Source organism: uncultured Clostridium sp. (genome assembly GCF_947072515.1).
In the GTDB taxonomy this organism is placed as follows: domain Bacteria; phylum Bacillota; class Clostridia; order Clostridiales; family Clostridiaceae; genus Clostridium.
This window is the reverse complement of record NZ_CAMTIG010000011.1, coordinates 26,085-48,181: the sequence shown is the minus strand read 5'-3', so window position 1 is coordinate 48,181 and position 22,097 is coordinate 26,085. Positions and strand designations below refer to the sequence as shown.

At 26.6% G+C, this 22,097-nt stretch carries 21 protein-coding genes and 1 riboswitch; of the genes, 5 read left to right on the top strand and 16 right to left on the bottom strand.

The window, feature by feature from the left end:
• Positions 1 to 203: 203 nt before the first annotated feature.
• Together Q0W06_RS06245 and Q0W06_RS06240 are read right to left on the bottom strand one after the other, a co-directional pair.
• Complete coding sequence (locus Q0W06_RS06245; protein ID WP_297632870.1) at positions 204 to 680, bottom strand: QueT transporter family protein; 477 nt, start codon at positions 678 to 680, stop codon at positions 204 to 206.
• Entirely contained in the window at positions 667 to 1,374 is a 708-nt protein-coding gene (locus tag Q0W06_RS06240) for a radical SAM protein (protein WP_297632867.1), read from the bottom strand. The genes Q0W06_RS06245 and Q0W06_RS06240 overlap by 14 nt, the downstream gene beginning before the upstream one ends.
• Positions 1,375 to 1,921: 547 nt before the next feature.
• Here Q0W06_RS06240 and pnuC (Q0W06_RS06235) point away from each other — a divergent pair.
• Complete coding sequence (pnuC, locus tag Q0W06_RS06235) at positions 1,922 to 2,728, top strand: nicotinamide riboside transporter PnuC (protein WP_297632865.1); 807 nt, start codon at positions 1,922 to 1,924, stop codon at positions 2,726 to 2,728.
• Between the two features lie 293 nt (positions 2,729 to 3,021).
• Positions 3,022 to 3,834 (top strand): nicotinamide riboside transporter PnuC, encoded by an 813-nt coding sequence (pnuC, locus tag Q0W06_RS06230; protein WP_297632863.1) that lies wholly within the window; start codon positions 3,022 to 3,024, stop codon positions 3,832 to 3,834.
• Between the two features lie 269 nt (positions 3,835 to 4,103).
• On the opposite strand, the gene Q0W06_RS06225 is transcribed toward pnuC (Q0W06_RS06230), so the two are convergent.
• Positions 4,104 to 4,298 (bottom strand): hypothetical protein, encoded by a 195-nt coding sequence (locus Q0W06_RS06225; RefSeq protein ID WP_297632860.1) that lies wholly within the window; start codon positions 4,296 to 4,298, stop codon positions 4,104 to 4,106.
• A gap of 19 nt (positions 4,299 to 4,317) precedes the next feature.
• Here Q0W06_RS06225 and Q0W06_RS06220 point away from each other — a divergent pair, with 19 nt between their 5' ends.
• Positions 4,318 to 4,659 (top strand): hypothetical protein, encoded by a 342-nt coding sequence (locus Q0W06_RS06220; protein ID WP_297632855.1) that lies wholly within the window; start codon positions 4,318 to 4,320, stop codon positions 4,657 to 4,659.
• A gap of 30 nt (positions 4,660 to 4,689) precedes the next feature.
• Here the strand turns inward: Q0W06_RS06220 and Q0W06_RS06215 are convergent, their stop codons facing one another.
• Both Q0W06_RS06215 and Q0W06_RS06210 read right to left on the bottom strand, forming a co-directional pair.
• Positions 4,690 to 5,007, bottom strand: coding sequence for a hypothetical protein (locus Q0W06_RS06215; RefSeq protein ID WP_297632853.1), 318 nt, complete (start codon positions 5,005 to 5,007; stop codon positions 4,690 to 4,692).
• A gap of 89 nt (positions 5,008 to 5,096) precedes the next feature.
• The gene (locus Q0W06_RS06210) at positions 5,097 to 5,330 is read right to left on the bottom strand and encodes a TIGR04540 family protein (protein WP_297632851.1); all 234 of its coding nucleotides are present in this window, start codon (positions 5,328 to 5,330) and stop codon (positions 5,097 to 5,099) included.
• Positions 5,331 to 5,476: 146 nt separating this feature from the next.
• Between Q0W06_RS06210 and Q0W06_RS06205 the strand changes: the two genes are divergently transcribed.
• A complete protein-coding gene (locus Q0W06_RS06205) occupies positions 5,477 to 7,204 on the top strand; it encodes an FUSC family protein (RefSeq protein WP_297632847.1) in 1,728 nt (575 codons plus the stop codon).
• Between the two features lie 25 nt (positions 7,205 to 7,229).
• Here the strand turns inward: Q0W06_RS06205 and Q0W06_RS06200 are convergent, their stop codons facing one another.
• The 4 genes from Q0W06_RS06200 to Q0W06_RS06185 all read right to left on the bottom strand — a co-directional run bounded on the left by Q0W06_RS06200 (position 7,230) and on the right by Q0W06_RS06185 (position 12,795).
• Positions 7,230 to 8,147, bottom strand: coding sequence for a tetratricopeptide repeat protein (locus Q0W06_RS06200; protein WP_297632845.1), 918 nt, complete (start codon positions 8,145 to 8,147; stop codon positions 7,230 to 7,232).
• Positions 8,148 to 8,275: 128 nt separating this feature from the next.
• The gene (locus Q0W06_RS06195; protein ID WP_297632936.1) at positions 8,276 to 8,797 is read right to left on the bottom strand and encodes an RNA-binding protein; all 522 of its coding nucleotides are present in this window, start codon (positions 8,795 to 8,797) and stop codon (positions 8,276 to 8,278) included.
• A gap of 149 nt (positions 8,798 to 8,946) precedes the next feature.
• Complete coding sequence (tpx, locus tag Q0W06_RS06190) at positions 8,947 to 9,432, bottom strand: thiol peroxidase (RefSeq protein ID WP_297632842.1); 486 nt, start codon at positions 9,430 to 9,432, stop codon at positions 8,947 to 8,949.
• Positions 9,433 to 9,564: 132 nt separating this feature from the next.
• Positions 9,565 to 12,795, bottom strand: a complete 3,231-nt coding sequence (locus Q0W06_RS06185) for a sensor histidine kinase (protein ID WP_297632839.1) — start codon at positions 12,793 to 12,795, stop codon at positions 9,565 to 9,567.
• A gap of 369 nt (positions 12,796 to 13,164) precedes the next feature.
• Between Q0W06_RS06185 and yjeM the strand changes: the two genes are divergently transcribed.
• On the top strand, positions 13,165 to 14,667 hold the full coding sequence (yjeM, locus tag Q0W06_RS06180) for a glutamate/gamma-aminobutyrate family transporter YjeM (RefSeq protein ID WP_297632836.1): 1,503 nt from the start codon (positions 13,165 to 13,167) through the stop codon (positions 14,665 to 14,667).
• 59 nt (positions 14,668 to 14,726) lie between these two features.
• Here the strand turns inward: yjeM and deoD are convergent, their stop codons facing one another.
• From deoD to Q0W06_RS06145, 7 genes are all read right to left on the bottom strand, one after another.
• A complete protein-coding gene (gene deoD, locus Q0W06_RS06175; protein WP_297632833.1) occupies positions 14,727 to 15,458 on the bottom strand; it encodes a purine-nucleoside phosphorylase in 732 nt (243 codons plus the stop codon).
• Between the two features lie 283 nt (positions 15,459 to 15,741).
• Positions 15,742 to 17,187: an amino acid permease gene (locus Q0W06_RS06170; RefSeq protein WP_297632933.1), complete on the bottom strand. Its 1,446-nt coding sequence runs from the start codon at positions 17,185 to 17,187 to the stop codon at positions 15,742 to 15,744.
• 84 nt (positions 17,188 to 17,271) lie between these two features.
• A riboswitch (Lysine riboswitch) is annotated at positions 17,272 to 17,446 on the bottom strand.
• 253 nt (positions 17,447 to 17,699) lie between these two features.
• Entirely contained in the window at positions 17,700 to 18,362 is a 663-nt protein-coding gene (gene trmB, locus Q0W06_RS06165; RefSeq protein ID WP_297632831.1) for a tRNA (guanosine(46)-N7)-methyltransferase TrmB, read from the bottom strand.
• 68 nt (positions 18,363 to 18,430) lie between these two features.
• Positions 18,431 to 19,231 (bottom strand): putative ABC transporter permease, encoded by an 801-nt coding sequence (locus Q0W06_RS06160; protein ID WP_297632829.1) that lies wholly within the window; start codon positions 19,229 to 19,231, stop codon positions 18,431 to 18,433.
• Positions 19,232 to 19,351: 120 nt separating this feature from the next.
• Positions 19,352 to 20,200 (bottom strand): DegV family protein, encoded by an 849-nt coding sequence (locus tag Q0W06_RS06155; protein ID WP_297632827.1) that lies wholly within the window; start codon positions 20,198 to 20,200, stop codon positions 19,352 to 19,354.
• 169 nt (positions 20,201 to 20,369) lie between these two features.
• Entirely contained in the window at positions 20,370 to 21,554 is a 1,185-nt protein-coding gene (locus Q0W06_RS06150; protein ID WP_297632825.1) for a hypothetical protein, read from the bottom strand.
• A 36-nt stretch (positions 21,555 to 21,590) separates the two neighbouring features.
• Positions 21,591 to 22,094: a prepilin-type N-terminal cleavage/methylation domain-containing protein gene (locus Q0W06_RS06145; RefSeq protein WP_297632822.1), complete on the bottom strand. Its 504-nt coding sequence runs from the start codon at positions 22,092 to 22,094 to the stop codon at positions 21,591 to 21,593.
• Positions 22,095 to 22,097 lie beyond the last annotated feature (3 nt).

Sequence of the window (22,097 nt, the reverse complement as noted above, 5' to 3'; positions counted from 1 at the left end):
TAAGCCATAATTAACATATTAGTTTAAATTTTTGTATTATTAATAAAAAAAATGTTTCTAAAAGGTAAATTATTTCATTTAAAAGAAATAATCTTTTCATTTTATAAATAATTTATAGTTTATATCAATAATTTAGTTTGATATAAATTTCTATCTTTTATACAAAAAGACTCCTTTAGCCACAGCTAAAAGAGTCCTTTTCTCTAAAGTTTTATTATTTCTAAAAACTTCTTTCTTTTTATTAAAGCTTTATATAAAGGATATCCTATTATTGTTACTGATATAAACTCTCCAATTGAGAACCCTGCAAGGCTTAACCAAAATGGAAGGTTCGCAAATATATGTAAAAAATATACTACCGGAATACAAAATATAGTCGGCCAGAGACTTGCTATAAATAAATTTTTACTTTTACTAGCTAAATATGTTGAACATAATGTTCCTAAAGTTCCAAAAATTATATCTGCGACTCCAAAAGGACTCATTAAATTTGCAATAAAGCATCCTAAAGTTAAGCTTATTACATATCTTTTATCAAAAAATGCTAGAAGCACTAATACTTCTGATATTCTTATTTGAAATATACCATATCCTATAGGTGAAATGGCAAATGTCATACCTGCATATAATGCACAGACTATTGCTAATTTAGCTATAAGTAAAGTTCTATTTTCTCTCATCTTCTTCACTCCCAACACCTAAATCTGTATTGTGAAAAAGCCCTTCTATATTTGGGTTATCTCTTAAATACTCATATTTCTTTTCAAACCATTTAATTAACTCTTCATCTCGTTTTAAATTAGTTGAATTTTCTACATATACATTAACGCATCCTAATTTAAATTCTTTTTCTAGTATTTTAATATCTCTATCTATCATTTCTTTAGTTTGACCTTTTACACCAACTAACAAACATATAGAGTCAAAATATTTATTTACTTCGCTATAATCCTTAAAGTTTGCTCCTTTATTAAAAAAATTCATTCTAAAATCATTCTCAAATGTTTCTATTCCACATCTAAAAATTACTTCTATCCCAAAAATATCTCTAATTTCTTGAAGTCTGTTTTTATAAATCCAATGGCATTCAACAAATATTTTTTTTATATTCTTTTCATCTATTATCTTTTTAATATCATAAAGATTTTCCTTAGGCACTTCAAAAATACTTCCTGAATTTATTACATCTAATACGCCAAACTCACCTGTAATATCTTCTAAAATTTCTTTATTAAATTTTATAATTTCCTTTTCATTTTCTGAATTATCATGGATATAATCACAAAAAGTACATCTTCCCCATTTACATGGAAAACCTTTAATCATAACCATTTCTCTTTCATTTTTTCCTAATACCTTACTGTATCTTTGCATAATTTTTCTCCCCTTATAATAAAGGCATAAATTAAACATTCGTTTAAATTGCCTTAGTTTTTTTTATAGACAGGAGGCTTCCGAACTGTCTAAATACCTTTAATATTATACATATATCTTCTTTTAAATCAATCTTCATCATATACACATATCACCAAATATCATACATACCTCCTTAAATAGTATACCTAATATATAATTAATATATATTATTATATTAATTCATCTTGCGATAAACGTTATCATTTACTTTCATATGACTTTTTTATAATTGTTAACGTATTTATTTTATATTTTTATTTAATATTATTCATATTTATTTAATATATATTTGTATAATATACTCTTTGTTTTGGAAAACTGTTGTTATGTAAATCTTTTCTTTATTATTTAGTTTTTATTTTGTTAATATTTACTCTTTTATACTATACTATTTGGCGTTCCTTTCTTTTTTTTACTTTTTGTTACATTGTATAAACCTTATATAGCAATTAAAATAAGCTCAGGAAAGCTAAATTTAATAATTTTATCTATTTTAGGAGGTTCTATGAATTTTAATTGGTTTAAAAAGTTTTCAAAATTTCACAAAATATATTTTATATTTTTCCTAATTGTAAATATATTCTTTTTCTTTAGTCCACTTTTTACTGGTGGATCTTTAACAAGTAGTTTAACTCTCCTTGCAATTGCAGGATTAGTTTCTACAATTACTGGACTTTTTGCTGCTGTTTATACTGCCCGTGCCGAAGCGGCTGCTTATGCTTGGGGAGTTGCAAACACTATATTCTACATAGGTGTATCATTATCTAGACATATGTATGCTGAAGTTATACTTTATACTTTATACATGTTACCTATGAATACATACGGATTTTTTGCTTGGCGTAAAAGTGCTCAGGCTGCAAAAGAAAAGGATTCTTCTTCTTCTGCTATTGAAGTTAGAAGTTTAAAGAAAAAACAATGGATAGGTATCATATTTTTTGTAGTAATTGTTTGGGCATTATATTCTCAATTTGTTTATCATTTACCATCAATAGTACATAGCCTATTCGGTACTACTATTCCAGGTGATTCTGCTTATCTTGTAGATTCATTTACTGCAACAGTTACTATCTGTGCTGTTATTATATCTACTCAAAGATTTAAAGAAACTTGGTATTTTTGGATTTTATCAGATGCTGTTGGAATCCTATTATATGTTCACTCATTAATGTCTTCACCAGAATTCTCACTTGCAGCTTTATCTGGTGCTTTAATGTGGGTACAATTCACTGTAAATGCTGTCTATGGTCTTTTAGTTTGGAAGAAAATCCAACGAAAAGAAGAAGCTATTGAAGCGAACTTAAATAATTAATAAAACCTTTCTTTATGTTTTAATATAATAACTCTCTATAATTTATTTACATTTAGTTTATAAATTATATGAGAGTTATTTTTTATTTTCCCCTAGAAAACCTTTTCATCGCAATGTTTTTATAGATATTTCTGATTTTTTTCATTTATATTTTTTTTTACTATTTTGTTAATTAAGAGACAAATGACCCTTTAATCTTTTTTTTCATGCTATAATTCATCTCAGGGATAACGTTTTCACTGCAGGAAATTTTCAATATTAAAATAATAGAGACATAGTTTAGGAGGACAATTATGATTAATTGGTTTAAGAAGTTTTCAAACTTTCATAAAGTATATTTTATATTTTTCTTAGTAATAAATATCTTCTTTTTCATTAGTCCTGTATTTACAGGATCTTCAATAAAAAGTAGTTTAACTTTAATTACTATAGCAGGGCTTTTATCAACTATAACAGGACTTTTCGCTGCAATTTATACTGCACGTGCTGAATCAGCTGCTTATGCTTGGGGTGTTGTTAATACAATTGTTTATATAGCAGTTTCTTTATCTAGACATATGTATGGTGAAGTTATTCTTTATACTATCTATATGCTTCCTATGAATATGTATGGATTTTATGCTTGGAATAAAAGTACAAAAGCAGCTAAAGAAAAAGATTCTTCTTCTTCTACTATTGAAGTTAGAAGTTTAAAGAAAAAACAATGGATAGGCATTATAATTTTTGTAGTAGTCGTTTGGGGATTATATTCTCAATTTGTTTATCATTTACCATCAATAGTACACAGCTTATTTGGCGCAACTATTCCACATGATACCTCTTATCTTATAGATTCATTTACTGCAACAGTTACTATTTGTGCTGTTATTGTTTCTACTCAAAGATTTAAAGAAACTTGGTATTTCTGGATTTTATCAGATGGTGTTGGAATAGCTTTATATCTACATTCATTATTTGCTGCTCCAGTTTTCTCACTTGCTGCTTTATCTGGTGCTATGATGTGGATACAATTTACTGTAAACGCTATTTATGGACTTGTTGTTTGGAGAAAAATTCAAACTACTGAAGAAAAACATGAGCATGCTAATGTTGCTATGCAACAATAACATATATATACCTTTTTACAATATGCATGTAAAATAAGAATCTTTTATAGATTCAAATTCACTCTTGACTGGGCTGTTTTTTAACAGCCCTTATTTTTTTCATTTCTCAATTTTACTTTGCACTAATGTATGTTTTTATTTTTAATGCTATAATAGATAAAAAATAAAGGATGTGTAATTTACATGAAAAAATTCATTATAGGAATAATTATTGCTATTCTAGTTATTATTTTAGGTGTATTTTGTGTATATGAGTTTTCATTTAAACCTCAAGTCCAGGTAACACCATTAAATTCTCCTTCAACTTTGACAGAATGGAGTTTAGCAAAAAAATTTATTCCAAAGGATATAAATCTATCTCTATCAGAACTCTCAGCGACTTCTGATACTAATTTTTCAAATTCTGATCTTACTAGCCTTTTTATAGCAGTAGCTAAAGAAAATCCTGATTTATCCCAATTCATCTCAGGACTTCAAGTGAATATGGAAGCAAATAATACCATCGATGTATATGCAAACTTACTATATAACGGTATTCCAGTACAAGCTCATTTAATATTTACTTGTACCACTACTAATGGAAAAGGAATTTTACACTATCAATCAGGTAAAGTTGGGTTTATCTCTATCTCTAAAGATACATTATTTAATTATATGCAAAACAACAATATTTTCCAATTCGATAAACAAGCTGGGAATATCATTTTAAGCTTTCCATCAATTAAATATTTAATTGTTCAAAGTATGTCTTCTACTCCAGATAACTTAAATATACGTTTTAATGCTACAATTAAATTTTTCAATTGGTTAGAGACTAATAATTAAAAAAACTTGCACTAAAAAGTGCAAGTTTTTTTAATTTATTAAGCTTTTAATAATATCCTCATCTATATCCATTAAATCTAAATCTATTTTGTTAGGATTTGTTAAAATAGGATACTCCTCAATCCAAAGGTTTCCTTCATGTTCAAATGGTTCATCTATCTTTTTATCTTTATTAACTTCATTTACCTCTTCTAGTTCTTCATAAGGTGTTAATACTACTATTCTTCTACAAGCTTCTTCATATTCACTATATATATTAAAAAATCTATTATAATTCTCAAATTCCCCTACTGATACTACCATCTTTAAATATAACTTATATTTTTCTTCTATTTCTTTCCTCTTCAAAAAATCACCTTCTAAAAATTCTTCAATAAAAGAGGTTGCTCTTAAACAACCCCTTAATTTTTCATGCTATTTTGTTAATACTCTATGTATTATCTTTCTTTGTTTATATTGTCTAATACAGCTTTTCTCTCTTCACCTAAAACTGTTTGAAGCTTAACTGGCATACGACCTTCTTCGTCATATATAGCATCTCCATTTGCTTCTATCATCTTCACAACTCTAAGCTTTAACTTATCTTCTGTCATTAAGTCCTCAAGATATAAGTCTACTAAATCCTTTAAACAAGTAGCTAATTCTTTTGGGTTTTTATAAACTGATTTCATCTCTAAACTCCTTATATTAAAAAAATTTTATTTTACATATGTATATTATATAATCTATTGGTTCTTTATACAAATATTTATTTTTAGAATATTTTTTTTATTTTTGTACATACTATTTTTAGAATTTTATCTTTAGGAGAATTATTATGTTAAAAAAATTTATAACACTTACAAACCTTAATACTAAAACTATGCTAAAGTATGGATCTGTTGCTGCATTTTCTATGCTTTCTATAATATTTCTTTTTGGTGTTCAAAACGGTATGCTTGCTTTCCCAATCGCTTTGACAGCTATTTCACTTTCTTTTGAAGACATACATGTGAAAACTATTCAAAAAACTATAAGCTTAATTCTTATAGATTGTTCTATTGTTACTGTATCATTTATAGCTTCATTGAACCCATACTTCGGTATTCCTCTTAATTTTGCAACGGCATTTTTAATTGCTTATTTTCTAACTGCTAGATTTAACCCTAAAATTTATAAGCCATTTATGATGCTATTTGTTTTTACTAGCTTTTCTAAAACTGATTTTCCTGATTTCATTCTTAGACTAGAATCTATTGTTTTCGGCGTTCTTTTTGTTATAATTCTTTCTCTAATAACATCTAGAAAAACAAGAAAAACTATTATTAAGGATGATATTTATATGCCTCTTAACATTTTAAATACTAATATACAATCTATCTTAGAGGGAACAGACTTATCTAAGGGATATTATAGTTTTTCAAAATCGATGAGAGCCCTCTGCTATAAGATATATGTTACTCGCTATAAAAACTATTTTACCACTAATATAGGTATGCTTGAGTTTAATATCTATTTAATACTTGAGAAATTAAATCTTCACTTAAAAGATCTTTCTCAAAAATATGACTTAAAAGATGATGCTACCTTAAAACAATTAAATCAAACTATATCTTCAACACTAGAAATCTTAAACACTACCTCTGATATTCAATTAGTATCAAAAACCTTACAGGACTTTTCAAAATCTAATATTAACAATGATAAATTTAAAATTCTCTCTGAAATTCTCTCTTGCCTTTCTATTTCAATTTTACATATAAACTCCTTAAATTTAAAAGATATTAATAAACCATATTCTTCATGGAGTCGTTCTGATTTAGAAAGCAATTTTAAATTTAAAAAAGAATTTTTAACCTTCGCTTCAATTAAGATTCGATTCTCTTTAAGAATTGCTATTGCACTTACTATAACCATCTTCTTAGGTCATGTAATTTCTTTATATAAATTTATTTGGGTAGCTATAACTATTATGTCTGTTATGCAACCTTACTATGAAGAAACTATCTCTAAGGGTAAACAAAGACTCTTAGGTAATCTTTTAGGTGTAACTATAATTATTACACTTCTCCATGTAACTCATGATCCTAATATTGCTATAGTTGCATTATTAATATCCCTATATTTTACTTATGGTTTTAAAGAATATTACAAATTATCTATGTTTACCTCTATTGCTTCTATATCTATGGCTTCTTTAACAATGGGATTAACAGAAATCACCTTATCTAGAATTTCATTTATATTAGTAGGTGTTTTCACAGTATTATTTTTCAATAAATTTATATTCCCATATAATGCTGAAACTGGTATAAAAACATTAACTAGCAAACTTTTAAAATATAATACTATTCTTTTACAAGAATATTTAAAACTATCTAATACTCTTGAAAATTTTGATTCAAATAGATTCAGAGATATTGTTGTATTAACTACTCTAAATTCTGAAAAACTTTTACTTAGAAATGGCTTTTTAAATTCTAAAGAAGTAAATAAAGTTGTTGAACTAAATAATCATTTAACTATAAATTTAGCTTTCGATACTTTAATTAAAAAATTAGAATAAAAAATAAAGAGGGAATAAGCCCTCTTTATTTTTCAAAAAGATTTTTATATTCTTCTAAATCTCTTATACAGTCTAGTTCACTATCTTTCTTCATATATTCTACGAAGAATTCATTTAATTCAGTACTTTTTATAACATCTTTTAAAGCTTCTTTTCTCTTTTCTAATAAAGCATAAAAACAAGCTCTATTATAATAAAGAAATCCTTCCTCTTCATTATTTTCTATTCCCCACGAAATTATATCAATAGCTTCCATAAATCTTTCTTTTTCTCTATAAATGACTCCTAAATTCAAGTAACTATATGGAAAATCCTCTTTTTCTTTTATTGATTTTCTATAATATTTTTCACTTTCTTCTATTTTTCCTAATCTTTTTTTTATTACTCCTGCATTAAATAAAACTCTAAACTGAGAATCAGAAATCTCTAATGCCTTATCTATATAATATTCTGCATTTATATAATCGCTCATTTCTTCATAAATACAAGCTATATTAACAAATGCAAAAAGATATTGATTATTTATTTCTATAACTTTTTTATAAGTTTCTATTGCTTCTTCTTTTTCGCCTTCGTCATCATATATATTAGCTAAGAAGAAATATGCATTATCATAATTTTTATTTATACTTATAGCTTTCTTATAAAAACTTTTTGCTTTCTCATAATCCTTTTCTTCATCATAAATAGTTCCAAGTCCATAATATCCTCTTTCATCTTTATCATTTATTTTAATTGCTTGAATATACATTCTTTTCGCCATATCTAGCTGTTCAAGTTCATGAAAAAGTAGCGCCATATCTATAGCTAACTCAATATCTTTTTTCCCATCCTCTGTATTAAAGGCTTTTTTATAAAAACTTATAGCTTTAAGTTTATTTCCTTTAATTTTAAATTCTTTTCCTATATTTATATAATTTCTATAAATATATTTATCTTCCATTTCTTTTCCTCATTTCTAAGAACTTTTATCTTTTTATTATCTTTCTTCTAAAAAAAAATGTCAATCTTTCTTCTTAGACTGCAAAAAACTCGCCTAAACGAGTTTTTCTAAAGTTTCTTTTTAACCAACTATCTTCTATGTCTTTTTCTCTGTCTTCTGCTTCCATCATTATAATTCATTCCATTATTAAAATTTCCATTATTGAAGTTTCCATTATTAGAATTTCCGTTATTCAAACTATTTAAAACTCTTGATATATCTTCATTACTAATATTATTTAAGTTATTACTATCAATGCCTAAATTATTAAGAGTACTTTTTAAATTCTCCATGTTAAAATTATTATTCATATTGTTGGCATTATTCATATTATTGGTGTTATTCATATTACTTCCATTCATGTTATTCCCATTCATGGCATTTCCATTCATATTTCCGCCACCCATATTATTTAAAAGCATGTTTAATAATGGATTTCCATTCATTTGCCCCATATTTCCATTATTCATTTGTCCTTGCATATTTCCCATAGGGTTATTATTTCCCATAGGATTACCACCCATATTATTAAAAAGCATATTCATAAGTTGATTATTATTCATTTGATTACCGCCAAGTCTACTTAAAAGTACTGAAAATAATGGATTCATTCCATTCACAATATTTACCTCATCATATTACTATCTAATATATTTTATAGTTTTTTTATATTTTTGTTACTAAAACGAGGTAACTATTTATCTTTTCTTACAAACTAAAAAAGGACCATCTTAAAGATAGTCCTTTATTATTCTTAAATTTATTTTAAGATTTCTAAAACTGCATCATAGTCTGGGTGATCTGATGCATCTTTACAATATTCTACATAGATTACATTATCATTTTCATCTAATACAAATACTGCTCTTGTTAAAAGTGCAACATCTTCTATATATACTCCATAGTTTTTACCAAAACTTCTTGTTTTATAGTCTGATAATGTAACTACTTTATCTACACCATTAGCTCCACACCATCTTTCTTGTGCAAATGGAAGGTCTAATGAGAATGTATATATAGTAACATCTCCTAATGCTGCTGCTTCTTTATTAAATCTTTTGATTTCTAAGTCACATACAGGTGTATCTACTGAAGGTATTGCTAAAAATACTCTTTTCCCTTTTGTATCTTTTAAAGTTACTTCTTGTAAATCACTTTTACATACTGAAAAGTCTGGTGCTTTATCTCCTACTTTTACTTCTTTATCTGATAATTTTAATGTTAATCCGTCAAAAACTACGTTCATATTAATTCACTCCTCTAATTTCATCCTTTATTTGTAATTGTTATTCTTTAATAAGGACTTTCTCTATTTGAATTTATTATACCTCGTCAATCCTTACTAATCAACTCGGGATTAGTTAATATTCTGTAAACACTATTTCTTTTTTATCGGTAATATTATAGTGAATCTACTGCCTACACCAACTTCACTTTTTAATCTAATAGTACCTTTGTGTAACTCTACTATATTTTTAACTAATGTAAGTCCAATTCCACTACTACAATGTTTACTAGATATTCCCGTTTCTAAAGTTGCAAAGCGATCAAAAATTATACTTTGTTGCTCTTTTGATATTCCTATTCCACTATCTTCTATAATTATTTTAATATAATCATCTTCTGTCTCTTTAATGGATATATATATTTTGCCCTTTTCAGTAAATTTTATCGCATTTGAAATTAAATTTATTACGCATCTTTCTATGTCATCTTTGGAACATTCAACCATCTTCTCTTCTATTTCTGGATCTATAATAAGTTCTAGTCCATTTTGTTCTATATAGGACCTCATAGATAATGCTGTTTCTTCAACTAAATATACAATATCAACTTCACTATATTCTAATTTATATGCCCCTGATTGAATTTTCGATGAATCAATTAAATCATTTATAACCTTTAATAATCCACGTGAATTTTTCCCTATTATTTCCATATATTTTTTCAAATTTCTTTTATCTATTTTTTCTTCTTCATTTAAACTATTTATAAGTTGTTCACTTGATAAAATAACATTTAATGGAGTTCTTAATTCATGTGATAAATTCACTAAATACGTATTTCTAAATTTTTCTATTTTAAGCAACTCTTTATAAATTTTTTCTTTTTCTCTTAACTCTTTGTTTAGTTTATTTGTTCTATCATTAACTAAATTCTCCAATATTTTCACTCTATTTAATATTAAATATATTATTAATATTACTGTAAGCAAATAAATAACATATGCTATATTTGATTCATACCATGCTTTTGCTACTACTATTTGGACCTTTGTTTCTTCACTTACACTTTCTATACCATATCTTGCCCTAACCTTAAACTCATATTTTCCTGGTGATAAATTTGTATATCTTACATAATTTCTATTTTTAGAGCTTATCCATTCTTCATCAAATCCTTCTAAAATATACTCATAATTCCAGTTTCCTAATTTTGAGTAACTTGGCATAAAAAATTCAATTGAAAAATTATTTTCATTATGTTTTAGTTCTAAATTCCCACCTTGATAAATATAATTATTTTTATTAAATACTTCTATATCGCCTATAGCGACTTTCAATTTTTCCTTATCTATTTCCTTTATCTTTCTCGGATAAAAAGCCGTAACACCATTAATGCTTCCAAAAAACATTTTTCCATCCCTTGTTTTTAATTCTGATGTTCCATTAAACTCATTACTGCTAATCCCATCTACAATTGTATAATTTGAAAAGCTATTTTTTTTCTGGTCAAATTTTGAAATCCCACCATTTGTACTTATCCAAATATTATTTTCTTCATCTACTAATATCCCGTATGCATAGTTATTTATAAGACCATCTTTTTCTGTTAGTGCTCTAATTCCACTTTCTGATATCTCTTCGATTCCTTCTGATGTTGTTATCCAAATATCACCCTCTAAATCTTCTGCAATTCCTTTAATTGCATTATTTTTAATAGAGTCTTTATTTTCACTTTTATAATATTTCACCTTTTTATTTTGGGTATCTATTTTTATTAAACCACCATTCCATCCCATTCCTATCCAAAAGTTATTCTTTGAATCTTTAAATATTCTCCTTACAAAAGTTTCTCCAACATTTCCATTTTCAAATATATAATTTAAATTTATATATTTATCTTCATGAATATCATAAATATCAAGACCATCTCTAGTTCCTATCCATAAATATCTTTCTTCAAAAAGATATAATGATTTTATATCATTACTTATTAATGTATTTTCTTTATTTTCTTTAAAATATTTTTTTATAGTTCTACTCTTTTTATTTATTCTATTTAATCCATTTTTACTTCCTATCCATATATCTTCTTTATTTCCCGTTATCTCATAAATAGTATTACTAGAAATAGAGTTTTCATTTAAACTATCTACTTTAAAATGTTCAATTTCTCCACTTTCCCTATGAACTAAATTTATACCATCATTAGTTGTCCCCATCCATATATCGCCTTCATAATCTTCATACATTCCTGAAATTGAATTCGAGCTTAATGAGTTCTTTTTCAACGGATCATTTTTAAAACCTTCAAAAGTTTCTTTTGGATTGAATATACTTATTCCATCATATGTTCCAATCCACATTATTCCACCTTTATCCCTATAAACACTTTGAATCGAATTATTTATAAGACTTTCTGTATCATAATATTTCTTTTTATATTTCTTTACCGACTTATCAATCTTAGAATATTGTATAAGTCCACCTTTACTTCCAAACCAAATATTATCAACTGCATCTTCATAAATACTATTTACAGCATATTTTTCTGTACCAAACTTTTCATTTATCTCTTTTACATCTTCAAAGCTATTCGTTACTCTATTATATTTTACCAACCCTTCTTCTTGAGTAGATATCCAAATATTATTTCCTATATCTTTATATACTTTAACTATATTATTGCTTTTAAATGCTTTTGTATTTTCTTTATTAATTCTTTTTATAATTCCTGTTTTTTTATCTAATATATTTAATCCATTTTTAGTTCCAATCCATATTTCATCTTGTAATCCCTCAGTTATTGAATTAACAAAATTATTACTTAAACTATTTTCTTCTTCATCTATATTAAAAAACTTCGTAAATTCTCTCATTTTTTTATCATATAAATTCAATCCATTTTCTGTTCCAATCCATATATCATTATAACTATCCATGTAAATATCCAATATATGATTGTTAGATATTTTATTCTTATCATCACTATCTACTTCTATTCTCTCTACTACCAAAGTCTTAGAATCTACTTTTGCTAATCCCCCACTTGCACCTACCCATATATTTTTTTCACTATCTTCAATTACTGAACCTACAATTCCTGAATATAGCTTGTCCGCTTCTTTATCACTCCCTTTTAATACTTCAAATGAATATCCATCATATCTATTTAATCCATCATTAGTCCCAAACCACATATATCCATTGCTATCTTGAAGTATAGAATATACTGATCCTTGAGATAAACCATCATTTACAGTTATATTCTTAAATCGTATATCGTCGTTACTTTCAACCCCTTCAGCAACAATCGTTGAGCAATTAAATATAACAACTATAGTTATAAATATACCAATTATTTTTTTCAATATAATTTTTTGCATAAATTACCTCTTTTTTAAATTTTCTACACTTTATTACTATTTTCGCATATAGGCTAAATATTGTCAAAAGGTTAATTTAATTAATTTTTATTTAATTTTAATTGAATTAAATTTACTGTTATCCCTTTCTTAAATTTTTTTCTGTTAATTTACTTTTTTATTTATATTATCTGCATTTTTCGACTATTTTCCTATAAATTCAAGCCTTATAATTTCTATTTGGTTTTTTTCGTATTTTTAAAGTTAAAATTTTATTCATACTTAACGTTTTATTCGTTTTTTATTTTATAAATATTCATTTTTAAATTGTATAATTATTCACATATTTTTAAATAAAGGGGGAGCCTATTTCATTAGGCTATTATTATTATGGAAGATAAAAAAAATTATAGTATTTCATTTTTTAGTTTTGTCTCAATAATTTTTTTAACTGTTTACGCGTTGGCTAATAGCGAACAAATATATTATCAAATGGGTTACGCAGCAATAACCTATTTAATAATTGCCGCTATTTTTTTCTTTGTTCCTTACTCATTTATAATTGCAGAAATGAGTTCTGCTTTTAAAAATGAACATGGTGGAATTTTTTCTTGGATGTCTAACTCTGTAAATACTAAATTTGCCTTTATAGGTACATTTATTTGGTATGGTTCATTTGTAGTTATGTGGTTTTCTGCTTCTACTATATGTATTTCTATTTCAGTAGTTTTAACAGGAAGAGATTTAACTAGTACTTGGTCACTTTTTGGGCTATCCTCCCCTAAAACTTTAGCCATTATAGGTATCTTATATATGCTAATAGTTGCATTAACTTCCACACGAGGTCTAAAAAAAATGACATTCTTATCAAATATATCTATGATTACTGTTATTTTAACTAATATTTTAATACTATTTGGTGGTTTAATCGTCTTTATTTTATCAGGTTTTAAACCAGCACAAGGATTTGATTTTCACAGTGTCAGTTCATATTTTTATGGTCCAAATCCTAACTATAACTCCATTCTTCCAGCTATAGGTTTTTTAGTATTTACTATTTTTTCTTTTGCCGGAATGGAAAATAGCGGTGGATTAGTTGATAAAGTTAAAAATTCAAAAAAGAATGTTCCAAAAGCTATCATTCTTTCAACTATAATCATAACTGCATTATACATATTAACTGTACTTATTTTAGGTTTGACTTGTAATTTTGAAAAAACCTTTGGAAACTCAAATGCAAACCTAGCTAATTTTTCTATATACATAATTCAAGAAGAATTCTATAGACTTGGAACATTAATCGGGCTTTCTCCTGACGTCTCTATTAGTATGGGACTTTGGGTAAATAGACTTATAACATTTTTAAGCCTAATTGGACTAACTTCTGTTCCTATAAGAATTTATTCTCCAATTAAACATATGTTTGAAGGTTTGCCAGAAGGAATGCTTCCAAAGAAATTAACTAAGCTTAATAAACACGGTGTTCCTCAAAACGCTATTATTATGCAAACATTAATTGTTATTTTATTTATTATTCTTCTTGGTTTTGGTAGTGGCTCTGTTTCAGAAATTTTTAATAAAATGACTCTTATGACTTTTGTCTCTGGAACAGTTCCTATTTCTTTCATCATTTTTGCATATATTAAATTCAAAAAGAATGATACACTTCAAAAAGATTATGTGTTTTTCTCTAAGAAAATAGGTATTCTTTTCGGTACCATTTGCTTTATAGTTGTAACTTTCACTAATATATATTCAATAATCGAACCTGCACTAAATGGAGATATTCAAAGTACTATTTGGATAGGTATTGGACCTTTTCTTTTTGCTATTATTGCATTTATATTATTTTCTAAATATAAAAAAAAGCTAGTTAATAAAACTATTAACTAACTTTTCTATAATCATAAAAAAAAAAAAAACACACAGTCGAAACTGTGTGTTTTTATATATTAATCTAATTTATTTGCCATTTCTAATGCAACTTTCATCATGTTAGTAAATGCTGTTTGTCTTTCTTCAGCTGTAGTTAATTCTCCTGTGAATGGACAATCAGAGATTGTTAACATACATAATGCATTAACTCCTGCTCTTGCAGCATTCATATAAAGTCCTGCCGATTCCATTTCTACAGCTAGAACGCCCATTTTTTGCCATGATCTTAATGCGTCTAGTCCACTTTCTCCATAGAATACATCACTTGAAAGGATATTTCCTACTTTAGCTTCAATATTTAATTCTCTTGCTGCACTTACTGCACCTTCAACTAATTTATAACTAGCTGTTGGAGCAAAAGTTCCTGGTAAGTTATATTGAGCTGCAAAATTTGAATCTGTACAAGCTCCAACTCCAATTACTATATCATGTAATTTTAAACTTTCATCTATAGCTCCTGCTGAACCTATTCTTATAAGATTTTTAACCCCATAAAAATGAATTAATTCATAAGAGTATATTCCAATTGAAGGAATTCCCATTCCAGTTCCTTGAACTGATATTTTCTTTCCTTTATATGTTCCTGTATATCCAAGCATTCCTCTAACAGTATTATATTGTACAGGATTTTCTAAGAATGTTTCAGCTATAAATTTAGCTCTTAGTGGATCTCCTGGTAATAATATTGTTTCAGCAATGTCTCCTACTTGTGCCCCTATATGTGGTGTTGGTACTAATTTTTTTTCCATAAAAAATCATCCTCCTTTGTAATTATGAGTTCATTATAGCACAAATGTCCTAACTATGTAAGCCTTTTCTTTAATTTTTGTTAACGTTTTCCTTAAGTCCTTTCCTCAGTTATTACTTTAATTAATTTTAATATTTTAAAATAACTATTTGTTAATTTTTTTCTTATTATCTATTATGTTTATTATCTATTTTTTTATGATAAGACATTTGTCTCGTTATATATTCATATTTCCCATAAATAAAAAGAGAATTCATCTATAATCTAGATAAATTCTCTTTTTATTATTTTTTATTATATTTTTCTAATCTATTCTTATTTAAGTCTACTTCTAATAATGGTACAACTTTAGTTTTCTTAACTAATTTATATCCTATTAAGAAAATTAAGAATAGTGGTATACCTATATATGAAGAAATGAATCCCATCCACTGTATTTTTCCAGCATCAATATATGTTATACCTTGCCCTAAAATCACAACTGCACAAAGTGCAAAAGCAATTACAGGTCCTAATGGATACCACTTTGCTCTATAAGGCAAATCTTTCAAATCTCTGCCCTGCGCAACATATGCTTTTCTAAACCTATAGTGACAAACTGCTATTCCAAGCCATGCTATAAATCCTGCAAGTCCTGATGCTGCCACTAACCAAAGATAAACTAAATTTTCTGAATAGAAACCAGTTAAAAGACATGCACATGCAACTACTGTAGTAAGTACTATTGCATTTACTGGAACACCTCTTTTATTTGTTTTAGCAAACATCTTTGGTGCCATTCCATCTAAAGCCATAGAATGAAGCATTCTACTTGATGCATACATTCCTGAGTTTCCTGCAGATAAAACAGATGTTAATATTACTGCATTCATAAGTGATGCAGCTCCTGCTATCCCTACTTTTTCAAATACCATTGTAAATGGACTTGTTTCTACTCCTGCTTTAGCTGCTGATAATATGCATCCTAAAACTATTATAGTTCCCATGTAAAAAATCAGTATTCTCCAAAATATCGTATGTACTGCTTTTGGAATATTTTTTTCTGGCTCCTCTGATTCTCCTGCTGCTATTCCAATAAGTTCTGTCCCTTGGAATGAAAAACCTGCAATAAAGAAAATACTTATTATAGCTTTTCCACCACCTATAAAAGGTCCTCCATCTGCAAATACATTTTTAAATCCTATAGCTGGTCCTCCAATAATTCCAAAAATCATTAATATACCAACTACTAAAAATACAAGTACAGTTACAACTTTTATTCCAGCAAACCAAAATTCTGCTTCTCCATATGCTTTTGCCGATAATACATTTAATGCTACTATAATTACTAAGAATATTGCACTCCAAACTATAGCCGGTACATTTGGAAACCAAAACCTCATTATTAATGCTCCAGCAACTAATTCAGTTGCTATTGTTATTGCCCAGTTATACCAGTAGTTCCATCCCATTGCAAATCCAAATGCTGGATCAACAAACTCAGTTGCATAAACTCCAAATGAACCTGAGACTGGCATAAATGTTGCCATTTCTCCCAGGCTTGTTATCAAAAAATAAACCATTATTCCAATGGCTGCATATGCAACTAAAGCCCCACCAGCTCCTGCAGTATGTATACTATCTCCCATAGCTAGGAAAATTCCCGTTCCTATGGCTCCACCTAAAGCAATCATGCTAATATGTCTTTCTTTAAGTCCTCTTTTTAATTCTGTATTCTCTGCCAAACCGATTCCTCCTTAGTTAAATTAAAGCAAAAAAACCCTGAGGAAATACTTCACTCTGAGCTTGATAACACCTTCTTAACTAATCTGCCTTTGAATGATAGTTCTCCACAAATATTTTGTGGCAGTTATATGTATATTATACATATCCCCAACATCATAGTTTAAAGCAATTACCATGATATTTCGGCAAGTCCTCCTTTAGATAAAACTCTTCATGCTTTTAGAAATTTTATTTACTCTTAGTACTCGCTCCTCTATCTCACACTCCATTTTCACTCTATATTTTATTATCTATATTATTAACTCAATTACAATACCATTTCTTTCTTTTTTACTATTTATTCATACTTTTTATTTTTCGTCTACTACTTTTTAACATTTATTCTACTAATTACACCTATAAACCTTATATTTTATTTTAGTTTATTAAAATTTTGAAACTTTTTTCATAATTAGCAAAAAAAACTCCGCTTAAACGGAGTTTTTATTTTTTACCTACAACTTCTAAGAAATTTACCTTATTTTATTTTTGCAATTAAAAACTTAGTTTTTATTCCTTCTTTTGTAAACATAGCTTCATGCTCTGTAACTACATTATACTCAAAGCCACTGTTATGTAAATCTCTTGTCATATATTTAATCTCGAATCCTGCTTCATTGAAATATTCTAATGATTCATTAAATAACTCTTCATCATCACTTTTAAACCAAATCTCTCCATTTGGATTTAAAAATCCTTTATAGTTATTTAATTGTCTAGGATGTGTAAGTCTTCTCTTCTTATGTTTTTCTTTTGGCCAAGGATTACAAAAATTTATATAGATTCTATCAACGATATCTTTTTCACCAAGCATTTCATCAATTAATGCAATTTCTTTTGCCATTAATCTTATATTATCTATATTTTCGATTTCTTTTTCTTTAAAAGCTTCTTCGATATTTCTTTTAGCTAAAACTAATACTTCATCTTTTATATCAATAGCTATATAATTTATATTTGTGTTAGCTGATGCATGCTGTGCAATAAAGCTCCCTTTTCCACATCCTAACTCTAAATACATCTGATTCTCATTATTTTTAAAATCATTTTTCCATTTATTTTTTTTATCATTTGGTTCTGCAACAAAAAAATGACATGCTTCAAGTTCTGGTCTTGCCCATGGCTTTTTTCTTAGTCTCATAAGTTTCACTCCATATTTCTTAATTTCTTAAACTATTATACATTTTTCCTATCTCTTTAACAAGTAAACTATTTTTTTCTATTCCAGTATTCAAAAAGATTTATTTTTATATCTTTAAAAGATTTTCCATATTTCAAAGATTTCACATTTGGGAATGCTCTTAAAATTCTTTTTTGAACCATTGAATGTTCTTTTAATTCTTTTATTTTAGAATAAAATTCATCTAATTTATTTTTACTCTCTAAAAGTTCTACCTTTTCCTTTAATTTATCAAAACTTTTTTTGAATTCTGTTTCAGTAAACTTATCAGCAGTAATTTCTAAAACTTTAAATTCATCTTTAATTGTACAAATTCTATCAATTACTTGTTTCATATTTATAAGTGATAACATAGTTATTATAAGGTCTACTATTAAAATCAAACTGAATATACTTGCTAAAACAATCTGATAATTTTCAGGTATCTTTATAATAAACTCACCTAAAATAGGTTGTACTAATTTCACTAAAATTACTGAGCCTATTCCAAATAAAGTTGAATTTAAAAGACATACTCTTCCTTTGTAATTAAATTTATACGTAGAGTAATCCCACCATTTCAAATTAAATAATTTTTCTAATATCACTGCTGTTACATACTCAACTACTGTTGTAATTATTACTGAAATTAAAAATAATACTACAATATCATTTTTAAATGGACTTAAAAGCATTATTACTGCAATTGAGCCTACTCCATATACAGGACATACAGGTCCATTTAAAAACCCTCTATTAACCCATACTTTATCAATCACTGCACAATACACACTTTCTACTATCCATCCTAAAAAACTATATATTATAAAATATATAATAAATAAAGTCATCTTACGCCCCTCCTGTTACATTTTACATTATATCATACTACCTTTTTTTTACAATTGTAGAGGCTTGTTATTTTTAAAAACCACAAAAACGAACAAGCTTTATAACTTGTCCGCTTTTTTCTATACCTTTTCCTCTAAAATACATATTCCTAAAGCACCTGGACCTGTATGAATTCCCATAGCTGCTCCAATTTGCTCCAATGAAATCTGAGTAATATTTTCATGATCTTTTATTTTTTCAAAAAACATTTTTGCTTCTTCATCTGCTGCACCACTTAAAACCCAAACTTTACATTTATTTTTTTCTAAATACTCCATTAAAATATCTCTTATTTTAGTTATTGCTTTTTTTCTTCCTCTAGTTTTAGCATATGTATACAGTTCACCCTCTTCATTTGATGCAATAACTGGCTTTAAGTTTAATATTTCTCCAATCGTACCTGCAACTTTCCCTATACGTCCACCTCTTTTTAAAAACTCTAAAGTATCAAATGTAACAAATCCGTGCACTCTTTCTTTAATGTTTTGAAATTCTGCAATTATATCCTCTGGCATCTTTCCATCGTTAACCATTTTAACCACCTCTAAAACAATAGCTCCTTGTGGATATCCTAATGTCTTAGTATCTAAATAATGAAACTTCAACTCTTCTTGCTCTTCACAAACCAGTCTTATACTATTTAATGTTCCTGATAATTTACTTGATACACAAACTACCATTACATCTGTAAATCCCTCTTTCTTAAGCCTATCTAAAACTTTTTCCGTAGTATCTAAATTAGGTAATGAAGTTGTTGGAATTTCATCTGCTAGTCTTTCATACATTGCTTTTGATGTTATAGTTATTTTATCTTCAAACTCTTCATTTTTATATATTATTCTAATTGGTAACATCTCTATATTATTTTCTTTTATTGTTTCTAATGATAAATCACAACTACTATCCGTTAACACTGCTATCTTTCTCAAAATTTATACCCCCCGCTTCTTTTGTTAAATAAATAATAACATATTGTTCATAATTTATCAACATTTTTCAACTTTTATTTTTATTTATTTTTTAATTATATTTAAATTTAAGAAAAAAATTATAGGTTTTATTTGAAACTTTCAAATAAAACCTATTTAAATTAATTTATTATCTAACTATCTTTTCTAAAATATTTCTAAAAGCTTGCTTTTCTGTTAAATTAAATTCATTAGCCATTTCAATATTAGTGTTTTGGAAACATATTCCATAATTAGCAATTAAATCTGACCATTGAATATAATAAACTTGGTTTTCTAAGCTTCCCTGTAACACTATTTGTTTAGTTGAGTAAATAAGCATATTATTAAAACTTGCATTTTTATCTAATTTTGAATTTATTATAATATTTCCATTATTAATCAATGCCCACTTCTGACTTGGTACATATCCCCCCAAATATACTAATATTCCATCACTTTCTTCAATTTGTTCTTCAGTTAAATTTTTTTCATTTTCTAACTTTATATTATTACTATTTAAAGCACCGTTTATTAGTATCACATCTCCTGGATTAGCAGAAATTAAATTAAGTTTATTCAAATAATTTACATCCACTTTTAAAGGATTACTTTTAAATTTTAAAGTTAGCCCTTTTGAATCCGTTCCATTTTCTGAATTCTCATTTTTACAATTCATAATAGTTAAATTTACTTTTGAATTATTTATTTCATTTGTAACATCTACTATATTTTTAATTCTTTTTATATTTATTCCTAAATTATTTAAAACTAAATTCCAAGTTGAATCATTTTCAAGATTACTTTCTCTTTCAATATTAAAATCTTTAATCCCCGTTCCTTCTCCTAATATTGAAATTCCTGATATATTATTCATAAAACTATCTATTTCTTTTTTTATCTTAGTCTCTTCACTTTCAATTACCTCTATATTTTTACTTTGCTTATAACTTTGTCCATTTAATTTAGCGACACTAGTAATTTCATATTCATTATTAGATATCCATTTATACTGAATATTCAAATCATATTTATTTATCCCCTCTATCAAATTCTGTTCACCTAAATTATTTGCTATGTTTATAACTTCTTCTTTATTTAATATAACTTCTTTATTATTTGCAGTTATCTCTTTATATTTCTCTTCATTTACTAGATAGTATTCACCTAAATTTATCCCTGTATATGTTTCTATTCTTAAATTTGATTGTATACTACTAGAATTATCAATTCTATTTGCACTGGTTATTAAAACCATAATTGCAGTTCCTGTTATTATAAGCACTGTAAAAATCATCAATACCCATATTAATGCTGCTCCCTGCTTTTTTTTCATAGCTTCACCTCAATTTTGAGAATCTATCTACAAATACTAAGATTTTATTAAAGAAAATTCGTAAGTCTTTGTAGTTTTATTTATGTTTATAGTTAAATCTACCTGTAATAAATTAGTGTTTATACTTTTAGAATTCCAATCCATTTTTATATCTCCTACGTTTTCTAACTTATTCTTTTCTAAATAACTTTCCAACACACCATTTTTTATAGTTACTCCCATATATATATAATATTCATTATTAATTTCACATAATAAATTTTCTTTATTATCTTCTTTTATAATAAATTCTACATTCATTATATTACCTGAAGAATCCATTATCGTATTTTCTTTAGGATTTATTATATTTTTGTTGTATGCTAAATTTATAATTTTTGATTTAGCTATATTATAATAATTTTCATTTATAGTACTATTTTTCATTTGAATATCAACTTTGCTATAATTCAAAAAGAAGCTTCCAATAGTTATTATTATAATTGAAGTTATCGCCATAACGGCTATAACTTCAACTAATGTAAATCCCTTTTTTTTCATTTT